Origin of the sequence: Paracoccus simplex (assembly GCF_042648325.1) — a bacterium.
Classification (GTDB): domain Bacteria; phylum Pseudomonadota; class Alphaproteobacteria; order Rhodobacterales; family Rhodobacteraceae; genus Paracoccus; species Paracoccus simplex.
The window spans coordinates 22937-31812 of the sequence record NZ_JBHRXE010000016.1 but is presented as its reverse complement, the minus strand read 5'-3'; the positions used below and the strand labels follow the sequence as shown (position 1 = coordinate 31812).

Sequence of the window (8876 nt, the reverse complement as noted above, 5' to 3'; positions counted from 1 at the left end):
CAACGGTGAGAACCATTCTGTCGGCGGGCGGTCGCGAGGTGACCGGATAGCTAAAACCATTGTCATCTCCCGGAACCAGCGGGCGCGATGCCTCATGATTAGTCAATGCAATTGCGACTTCATGCAATGATATGCGCGCGTGGAAATGATGCGGACCAACAATAGCACTGCAGGCAGGACGATACCCGGCAGGGATATCAGTACGCATGAGCTGATACTGCCGCAGTGTTTCCGGATGCATCATCGCCTCCTCAGGAAGTTGATGGCGCGGGGCAGATCCGGGTCGGGCCGGCTGCGCGCGCTGTCGGGATCGTTCGGCCGGTCCAGCTGGACGGCGTTCGGGTTCAGCATGCCCGCCAGACACCAGGCCGGCGGGGCCTCCCAGTTTACGCGGTTGACGCCAAGATGCTCGGCCAGCGCCAGCGCCTGCACCGAGTGGTCGAGGCTCTCGTTGCGCAGGATGCCCTTGCGGAGTTCCCAGCCCTTTTCACCGCGCTGCTCGGCCAGATGCTCGGCAACATGCTCGGCGCCCATCCATGACGGGATATGCTGGGCATTGACCGGCGTATCGAGCCGCCCCAGAGCCGCGACAACCGAATCCTTCAGCCGGTCCACCGCCATATTCAGCAGCTTGATGCCACGCGCTTTCTTGCCACCCGAGGCGCGTTCCGGCGCCTCGTGCCAGACCCGGTCGCGCTGGTTGAAACCAGATCGACCGATCGACAGATAGAAGCGGCCGCCGCGACCTTCACGGGCCTGCTTGCGCCAGAATTTCTCGGCATTGTCCGACCAGCCCTTGGGGCCGTTGAAGTCGATCACCACCGCGACCGGCTTCAAGCCCCAATCCGCCCCCTCGACCGGATAGACCCGGTCGGCAAGCTCGGCGAGGACGTTGGCATCTTCGGCATATCGACCGGGATCGACCGCGCGATATTTCCCGTCATCGCCCTTCGCGCTCGGGGCATCATCGGGCGGCTGGTGGATTGCGAAGCGATCAAGCGCAGCCCGTTCGCCCTCCGCGCCCCAGGCCATCGCCATGACCTCGAAGCGGTTACCCTGCACATCCACCATGACGGTGACGAAGCGCGCCCAGCTTGGCGCAATCGCCTTCGGCAGCGGCAGCGCGTGCTCGCGCAGCACTTCGGCCGTAAGCGCATCCTCATCCTCGAGCTTCGGCCTGCGGTAGGGCACACCGATCTCGGTGTAATGGACCCCGGAGAAATCCAGATCGTCCCCGTCGATCTCGAAAGCCCGGCGCGCGGTCTCATACCGTTCGACCAGACCGGACCAGGACGAAAACGCGGCCGCGACGCCATTGAACGCATAGCTCGCGAAAGGCGTGTTGCGGATCTCCGCATCGTCGATCCTGACAAGGTTCCGCCGCCCGGTGACCTCATCCACCACCCTGCCCTCATGGAGCCAGCCACCGTGATGCTGCGACGCGCGCCGGTTCATCTCCGCCTTGTGGCGATGCGGCAGGACCGATCCGCAATGCGGGCAGACCATGACCGCATTGTCGCCCGCCTCGCCGGGATCAAGATCGCGGTTGTAGTCCAGCCGTTCATAGGTCGGCTCGAACAGATCTTCGCAATCCGGGCATTGCCAGTACCAGCGGCCGCGCGTGCCCTCGTTGTAAAGATTCACGATTCCGCCGGTGGCGGCGGGCATCAGGTGTGGCTCGAGCGGATTGGCCGCGCGGGCTTTATCCTCATCAACCGGGAAGGCCGGCGTGCTTTCGACGAAGACGCAGCCCCGGCTGAGGAATGTCTTAATGCGGCGCAAGGCCATGCCGAACGGCGTATCCTCGGGCGCATCCTTCGGCCCGAGCCGCTGCGGCATGTGGTCATAATCCGTCAGCAGCACCATGCGCTGCGAGCGGGATGAAAGCTGGTTCGCCACCGGATAGCCGATGGTCAGCCGCATCCCCTTGAAGCGCTTGCGGCTGAAGGTGCTGTCGTCACGGGCCTTGCCCAGACGCTCGTAGAGCAGCGGGCTGTTGTCGATCGCCGGGTTCAGCTTTTCCTCGACCCAGGCGTCGGCATCGGTCTTGGTCATATGGATCAGCTGCACCGGGCCCGGCGCGCAGGTCACGGCATGCGCCGAGACGGATAGCAGCATCTGGCTTTTGCCGCTCTGCGACGGCCCGACGAAGATCACCCCCTTGAACCGGCGCGACTGCGAAATGTCCTGCGGCTCGATGGTGTAAGGCGCGACACCCCGGTCGTATTGGCCCCACCGGCCCGCAATCGGCACCCGCAGCGATCGTTCGGCTGCGTCCGTTACCGAAATCCGGCTGGGCGGGTCGAGCAGCGGCAGCGCGTCTGCCAGAAGTTCCTCGGGCGTGGTGAACGGCGGCAGCGGCGCAATCCGGCTCAGCTGCCCCAGGCCGCGATCGAGCATCATCACCATCAGCCCAGTTCCATTTCAGATTGCCGGCCGTTCAGTGGCACAACAGCGCCGCCCCGGGCCATGCGTTCCTCGATCAGCCTACGCGCCTCGCCCCGCACCTGGTCGCAGTAATCCTGCAATTGCGCGACCTGCGCCGGCGACAGGCCGAAGTTCATTTCGGCGAAATCCGGCAGGTTATCCATGGACGTCCCGAAGGCGACCAGCAGATCCTCCAGCAAGGGCCGCATCCGGTCTGCCCGCAGCAAATCGCCCCGCTGCTCGGCCACCCGGTTGCGGTGATATTCGGCCTCTGACCATTTCCGCAGATCGTCGGCGGTCAACTCGGCTTCTTCCTCCGCCTGGTCATCATCCAGGTTCCGGAAAGCAAGAGCCGCCTGCGCCGCAAGCTGGTCGCCGCGCAGCTTGGCCGCCCGGGAACGCTCATCTCGATCTTGCCGCCACGCCCAGCAATGCGCGAGGCGGAATTCATAGGAAACCCCGTTCTGGCCGGCGCTCTCGACGGGCATGCCCTGCGAAAGCCATTTGGTGATCGTGTTTTCCGAGACCGCGAAGGCCTTGGCGAGCTGGGCGCGGTTCAGCGGCGTGCCGTCATCGACCACGCCATCCGGCAAGGGATGGCGCGCAACATCGAGCACGCTCCCATCTGCCAGCGTGATGGTGAGCGACATGACATCTCCAAGATGAACAACAGCAACCCCAACCGCAGCATGCGACTGATTTTGCAGACCTAAATGTATCGGGGCGCGAATGACCCCCGTGCGGCCCGATGGGGGGAAGGACCCGAGGGGGTGCCCCTTTTTTGGGCAATGGCTTCGGATGGGGTCAACCACCCGACCGCGCCGCCATCTTCGCGATGGTGCGACGCAGATGGGCGGGGAGCTTGGCCCGGTAGACATCGGCCGCACCATCGAAGAAGCCGAGGCGCGGATCATAGGTCGGCATGGCACGCGTGAAGTGCAGCACCTTGCTGATGGTGCCGTCGGCATCACGCTTCCATATCCCTGCCGACAGCCGGCTTTCAGCCTGCGGCACGAAGAAGCCGGCCCGCTTGCGGTTTCGCTTGCGCGAGGCCTTCGTGGTGTTCGCCGTCGTATCCCGCTGTGCCTGCACCGCAGACAGCACGCGGTTGCGTTCGCCCGTGTCCCAGTTGCCATAAGCGTTGAGCTTGGCCCCGCCCGCCGGTGTGACCGCGGTGATGATCCCGTCATAGGCGAGACGCGCATCCAGCAGGCCCTCGAGGCCGGTCCGGCTGCGCGCGCCGCCGCTTTCCTGCACCTTCAGGAAATGCCGCCGCCCTACCGATGGCCGCTCCATTACCTCGGCCGTCAGGTTGTCCGGGCGGGCGCCCTTCACCGTGAAGGCGTTCTTAGTGAACGGCGTCGGCCGGTCGAAGACCTCATCCATCCGGCCCTGAACATGGGTCAGCACGTCGCGTGCCGTGTCGTTCAGCGCCCAGGAGCCCGCGATCCGCACCTGGCGATCAGAGAGCCGCGACAGATGCGCCTGCATCTCCCGATCATCGAGGGCGAGTTTCAGCATGGCGATGTCCGGAAATGGAAGCGCCCGCTCGGATCACTCCTGCGGGCGCACTTCTCGATACTATGGAATTCTGTCTCATAGACAGACTTAAGCCGTCAAGAAGTTTTTTCGGCCCGATACCCGATCATGCGGTCCAGTGCGGCGCACAGCGCCTCTCTGATGGATTTCCGATGTGCGCCCTTGACCGCCCACCCATGGCTCGCCAGCACATCGTCCAGCGTGCAGCCCTTGATGCAAACCATGTCCACCAGCACCCGATCCATGATCGGACCACGCTGCACCTCTCCCCGATTGGACGGCCGGATGCGGCGCACGGTCATGGCGGCGCTGAAGCCGATGCGGTTGCGCAGGATGGTCAGTTCCTGGGCGATGTCGAGATGCCGGTCCATCCAGCCCATACTGTCGCCACCGCCACGCGACGCATCGAGCCGCGAGACCTTGGTGCCATCTGCTGCCGCCAGTTCAACTAGCGCGGCATAGCGGCGGCCCATCGCGATCTGGCCCGGCGTCAGGGGGCACGGCTTCTTGCGGCGCCGGGCCGAGGCGATCATCCGGTCGAACACATCGGCGGCGCGAACACTGGCGCGGTGCCCGTATCCCGTCGGTGCCGCGGCCCATTTCTCCAGTCCGCGATGATCGACGCCGTTCGGCACCATGGTCAGCTGACGTTCAACGACGAACGGGCCGCGCGCCGGGGCGGCAATCGTATCCGGGCCGCATTGATCGGGGACCGCGCTGGCATCCCGGATGGCGGCAAGTCGAGCGGCCTCCTCGGCCCGACGGACATCCCGAGCCTCCCTTGCGGCCATGATCAGCGCCTTCCCGGCTTCGGCCTTCTGCGCCGCTCTCAACATATTGTGGTCCCTCTTGCTCATTATACTGCCTATGGTTTCGTTCGCTGTTTCTTCAGGGAGGATAGGGAGGATTGGATTATCTTGAGGGATGATTGAGGGAGGTAGTTCAGAGAGGATTATCTTTAGATTACAGACTGTTGATGCCGTCAGGGAGGATAGGGAGGCAAAACCGGGTCCACGCATATGGGGCCTTCATCACCCCAGGGCCCCTTGCCTTCTCGCGCATACGCGTATGCGGGGATTTTCCTCCCTATACTCCCTGACGCCCCGAACCCCTTGTAATGTCGTCGGAAAACACGGGGAGGCAGATCCTCCCTTTCCTCCCTGCAGGGAGGCAAGTTCCTCCCTCAAGCCAGTCGGAACAGGGGTGCGGGGATCACAGACCGCCATCTTGACCTCCGCTGCGGCCAGCGATGGGTCGGCCGTTTGGGTCGCGCGGCGCAGTTCTGAAACGGTGTCCGAACTCCATCGAGAAGCGGATGCCGTCATAGCGCATGATGCCGTTCGACTTGCGTTCAGCGAACTTCTTGCCGGTGCTGGGGCTGACCCAACGGCGCATCTTGTCCTTGAGTTGGCGCTGGACCGTGCCAGGCTGCCATACGGCGCCGCCCTGCTCGTCCTGCCAGAACTGGAAGGCCTGGACCAGATCCTTGACCGTTTCGCTGTCCTCGGGCTGCCCCGAGACATCGCAACAGGTCTCGAGGAAGAAGCCCAGAGGGTCGCTCTCCTCGCGATACTCGTTGGTGGCGCTGAGGACGGCCTGCGGCTCCTGCAGCCCGCCTTCGAGGTAGTCGATCAGGCCTTCGATCAGCCAGTTGAGAATGCCTGATCGCTCCTCCCAGAGCTTGGTGCCCAGGTCAGGATCCCGCTCCTTCGGCGGGATGGTCACGTCAAACGGCACGATCAGCAGCCGGCGCCAGATCCCATCATCCCGGCCGCGAACCTCGGGGCGATAGTTGCCCTGGATCGTAATCTTGAACTTGGGCGTGACCTCGATCTGTTCGCCGAAGTTCGGCCGCACGTTGATCGGCTCGCCGCCGGTGAGCTGCTTGATCAGGCCCTCGCGCAGCTTCTCGCCTTCCTCGGGCTCGGACGTTCGCACCATACGGGCGAGCATCAGCGGCACCAGGTCCGGCGTCGCGGCCGAGCCGTCCTTCTTGGTCGAGCCGGTCAAGGTCTCGATCCGCGCCGTGGCGGCGTAATCGCCGAACATGCGGGCGATCAGGTCCACCAGCACGGATTTGCCGTTGGCACCGAGGCCGTAGAAGAATACCAGCTTCTGCTCGCCGGTCAGCGCCGTGGTGTTCAGGGCGAACCAGCGCTGCACGAAGCGCCTGACCTCGGGATCGGGCAGGATGCGGGCGATGAACCTGTCGAAGATCGGCCGCTTCGCGTCCGGGTCGTATCGCACCGGCATCATCTTGGTGATCAGCTGGTCCCGCGCGTGCGGCACGAATTGCATGTCGGCCATGGCGCTCATGCCGCCTTCGGGATCGCCCGGTATGACCGAAAACCGCATGACGCCGTTCTCGCAGCACACATCCAGCGGCGCGGCATTCAGCCGCTCGAACGCCACAGCCAGGCCGACCCCGGCCTCCTTGATCGAGGCATCGATCCGGGTGGTGTTGCCCGAGGTCTTTGCCCAGCCGTGATGATCCTTCCGGACCGAGGTCAGCACCTTCTCGACGCCCGACAGGCGGGCGAGCTTCGGCGCCATGCTGTCCAGCTCCTGCTGCGCTGCCTCGGCATCGTCGCCATCTGCGCCGACAATCCGGGCAAGCTCGCGTTCCCGCCGCCGCAATTGCACGCCTTCCTCAAGGATCTGCATTTGCCAGTCCTCGAGCCGAAGATGCGGGATTTCGCGCGCGATCAACTCGCCCAGCATCTGGGCACGTCGGCGAACCTCAATTCCGTCCTCGTCCTTCTGCCAGCGCTGGCCGGTCCAGACGTGCCAGCCATAGCGGGGCACATAGATCAGCTCGTCCCGGTAATGGCGGGCATAGCGCTGGCCATTGCCATGGTCGTTGAGCGGATATTGCGCGCAATCGGCAAACGGATCGTCGACCTGGCCCTCGGAAGGGGTTCCAGGGGAATTGCCGTCTCCATGCTCGGCCGAGGCCTCCGGCTCCATCCCCTCGGGAAGGTCCACCTCCTCGGCATTGTTCATCGCGGCCCGGACCTGCCCGAGCGCGTCGTCGTCGCTCCTATCGGTCATTGCAGCCGCTCCGGATCGGTCCGGGTGTCACCTACCGCGCGCAACTGCGCTATCTTCGAGCGGATCAGGTCGAGGAACGGGTCGGTCTCGTCGCTGCAGCTGACCACGATTTCCGCAACGATGTCCGAAAGCGCGATGAAAAGGCCGCGCGCCTCGGAAATCGACAGGTCGTCAAGGCCCGCAATGCCGCGGAACATCACTTCGAACCTGTTCGCCGCGTCAACAATCTCCTGCTCGTCAAGCATCTCTCTGTCCCATCAGAATGTCGTTGAGATCGCGGCCGTCGCCCGCATGGACGATGTAGCCCCGCAGGCCCGGCCGCTTGATCTTGGCGCGCCGCAAACCCGCGAGGAGCTTGGCGCGCGTCAGTTTCGGATCGCTGTCCCCGTCCTGGACGAAGACCAGCCGCTGAACCCAGACCGGCGGCAGCCAGGCCTCGGAATCGTCCATGTCGGGCAGGCCGGCATATTTCAGGCCGGGGCCGCGCTGCATGCGCCCCGCCATGTTGCCCAGGTCAACGCCGCACCAATAGGCGCAGCGCCGGGGCATGGCCTCCGCGATCAGGGCGGAAAGGGTCGTCTCGACCCCCTCGGCCATGATCATGGTGTCGCAGCCCGGCGGGGTCAGGAAACGGATCGCCCCGCCCTTCTTCGATCCCAGCACCTTCTTGGCCGGCAGCGTCTCGCCCGGCTTGCGCGGATCGGGCAGGACCAGCTTGCCCTTGGGCTGCGACAGGTCGAGCCAGGTGCGATGCACCGCGGTCACCCGGTTGCCGGCATCGACCACGGCCGCGACCATGGCCGGACCGACATGAAGGGTCTGCCATTCCTGGGATTTCCCCTCGACCGGCACGGTGTAGCGGGCATCCGGCTCGAAACGCAGGACCGGCGGCAGATCCGGGTATAGCGCCGGATCGATGCCGCGCAGCGTTAGGTAATCCCGAACCGGGCCGGCATCGGCCGGGTGCGCGCCGAACCAGATCTTACGCGCGGCACGGATCGAATTCTCACGGGCGCGCCTGGCGATATCATCCTGCTTGCGCCGGTTCGCCTCGGCCTTGCGGCGCCGCTCGGCGCGCTCGGTATCGGAGATACCCTGCGCCGGTCCGCACAGCCATTCCAGCGCGGCCCGGAAATCCATCCCGAGCGTATGCTGGACCAGCGCGATCTGATCGCCCTTGGCGTGCGACCCGCATTCCTTGCGGCACTGGAACAGCCCGGTCTGCAGATTGACCCCGAAGCGATCCCGGCCGCCGCATTGCGGACAGGGGCCGACCAGCTCGCCGCCGGTGCGGACCAGGCCGGATAGCTCCAGCCGCGCCACCACGTCGGCGATGGGCATGGCCTTGGCTTCCTCGAGGCGGTGATCTTCGCGCATCATGGCTGGCCGGCCTCGGCTGTGTGATGAACGACCCGCCGATATTTCGGCCGGGCCAGCACGTTGCGCGCCAGCTTTTTCAGGTCGTCGTGGGTGGACGGCGGCGTCAGCGCCAGCAGATCGGCCAGGAGGTCCCCGACCCCGTCGCGCGCGCCGGCGCGATAGGCATTGCCATGACGGTCACGATGCGGCCTCATTTCGCGCCCCGCGCACGATCCCAGGCCTCGGCCAGCCGCCGGCGGTCCCAGTCGCTCATGACCTTCCGCGCCCGGTCATGCAGACCGCCATAGCAGCCCGGAACGGACACGCGGCAGGACAGGAACTGATCCGCCGTCTGGATCAGGCCCATCAGTTGCGGGTTTTCGCGGGTCACGCCCGGCATCAGGTCGCGCAGGATGCCGACCACCAGATCGAGATCGCTGCGATCCGTGATCGGCGGCCTGGACAGCACGCCCAGGGCGTGGATCATCGCATGATCCGCA

10 protein-coding genes are annotated in these 8876 nt (G+C 65.2%); all 10 read right to left on the bottom strand.

Annotated features, from left to right (window positions below; all coding sequences use genetic code 11):
* Window positions 1–244: hypothetical protein (locus tag ACFOMP_RS06970; RefSeq protein ID WP_379028868.1), on the bottom strand; the 244-nt coding region annotated here is incomplete at its 3' end.
* Window positions 241–2409, bottom strand: coding sequence for a terminase gpA endonuclease subunit (locus ACFOMP_RS06965; protein WP_379028865.1), 2169 nt, complete (start codon window positions 2407–2409; stop codon window positions 241–243). The genes ACFOMP_RS06970 and ACFOMP_RS06965, both read right to left, overlap by 4 nt.
* Entirely contained in the window at window positions 2409–3239 is an 831-nt protein-coding gene (locus ACFOMP_RS06960) for a hypothetical protein (protein WP_379028862.1), read from the bottom strand. The genes ACFOMP_RS06965 and ACFOMP_RS06960 overlap by 1 nt, the downstream gene beginning before the upstream one ends.
* On the bottom strand, window positions 3232–3948 hold the full coding sequence (locus ACFOMP_RS06955; RefSeq protein WP_379028859.1) for a hypothetical protein: 717 nt from the start codon (window positions 3946–3948) through the stop codon (window positions 3232–3234). Before ACFOMP_RS06955 ends, ACFOMP_RS06960 begins: the two co-directional genes overlap by 8 nt.
* 95 nt (window positions 3949–4043) lie before the next feature.
* Window positions 4044–4823: a hypothetical protein gene (locus ACFOMP_RS06950; protein WP_379028856.1), complete on the bottom strand. Its 780-nt coding sequence runs from the start codon at window positions 4821–4823 to the stop codon at window positions 4044–4046.
* A 355-nt stretch (window positions 4824–5178) separates the two neighbouring features.
* On the bottom strand, window positions 5179–7017 hold the full coding sequence (locus ACFOMP_RS06945) for a DNA primase family protein (protein WP_379028853.1): 1839 nt from the start codon (window positions 7015–7017) through the stop codon (window positions 5179–5181).
* Entirely contained in the window at window positions 7014–7262 is a 249-nt protein-coding gene (locus tag ACFOMP_RS06940; protein ID WP_379028850.1) for a hypothetical protein, read from the bottom strand. The genes ACFOMP_RS06945 and ACFOMP_RS06940 overlap by 4 nt, the downstream gene beginning before the upstream one ends.
* A complete protein-coding gene (locus tag ACFOMP_RS06935) occupies window positions 7255–8397 on the bottom strand; it encodes a DUF7146 domain-containing protein (protein ID WP_379028847.1) in 1143 nt (380 codons plus the stop codon). Before ACFOMP_RS06935 ends, ACFOMP_RS06940 begins: the two co-directional genes overlap by 8 nt.
* Window positions 8394–8591, bottom strand: a complete 198-nt coding sequence (locus tag ACFOMP_RS06930; protein ID WP_379028844.1) for a hypothetical protein — start codon at window positions 8589–8591, stop codon at window positions 8394–8396. Before ACFOMP_RS06930 ends, ACFOMP_RS06935 begins: the two co-directional genes overlap by 4 nt.
* Window positions 8588–8863, bottom strand: coding sequence for a hypothetical protein (locus tag ACFOMP_RS06925; protein ID WP_379028841.1), 276 nt, complete (start codon window positions 8861–8863; stop codon window positions 8588–8590). Before ACFOMP_RS06925 ends, ACFOMP_RS06930 begins: the two co-directional genes overlap by 4 nt.
* Window positions 8864–8876 lie beyond the last annotated feature (13 nt).

Excerpts from the sequence above, each read along its gene's own strand:
- ACFOMP_RS06965 (WP_379028865.1), bottom strand. The coding sequence starts at position 2,409 with ATGGTGATGATGCTCGATCGCGGCCTGGGGCAGCTGAGCCGGATTGCG.
- ACFOMP_RS06955 (WP_379028859.1), bottom strand. The coding sequence starts at position 3,948 with ATGCTGAAACTCGCCCTCGATGATCGGGAGATGCAGGCGCATCTGTCG.
- ACFOMP_RS06950 (WP_379028856.1), bottom strand. The coding sequence starts at position 4,823 with ATGAGCAAGAGGGACCACAATATGTTGAGAGCGGCGCAGAAGGCCGAA.
- ACFOMP_RS06945 (WP_379028853.1), bottom strand. The coding sequence starts at position 7,017 with ATGACCGATAGGAGCGACGACGACGCGCTCGGGCAGGTCCGGGCCGCG.
- ACFOMP_RS06940 (WP_379028850.1), bottom strand. The coding sequence starts at position 7,262 with ATGCTTGACGAGCAGGAGATTGTTGACGCGGCGAACAGGTTCGAAGTG.
- ACFOMP_RS06935 (WP_379028847.1), bottom strand. The coding sequence starts at position 8,397 with ATGATGCGCGAAGATCACCGCCTCGAGGAAGCCAAGGCCATGCCCATC.
- ACFOMP_RS06930 (WP_379028844.1), bottom strand. The coding sequence starts at position 8,591 with ATGAGGCCGCATCGTGACCGTCATGGCAATGCCTATCGCGCCGGCGCG.
- ACFOMP_RS06925 (WP_379028841.1), bottom strand. The coding sequence starts at position 8,863 with ATGATCCACGCCCTGGGCGTGCTGTCCAGGCCGCCGATCACGGATCGC.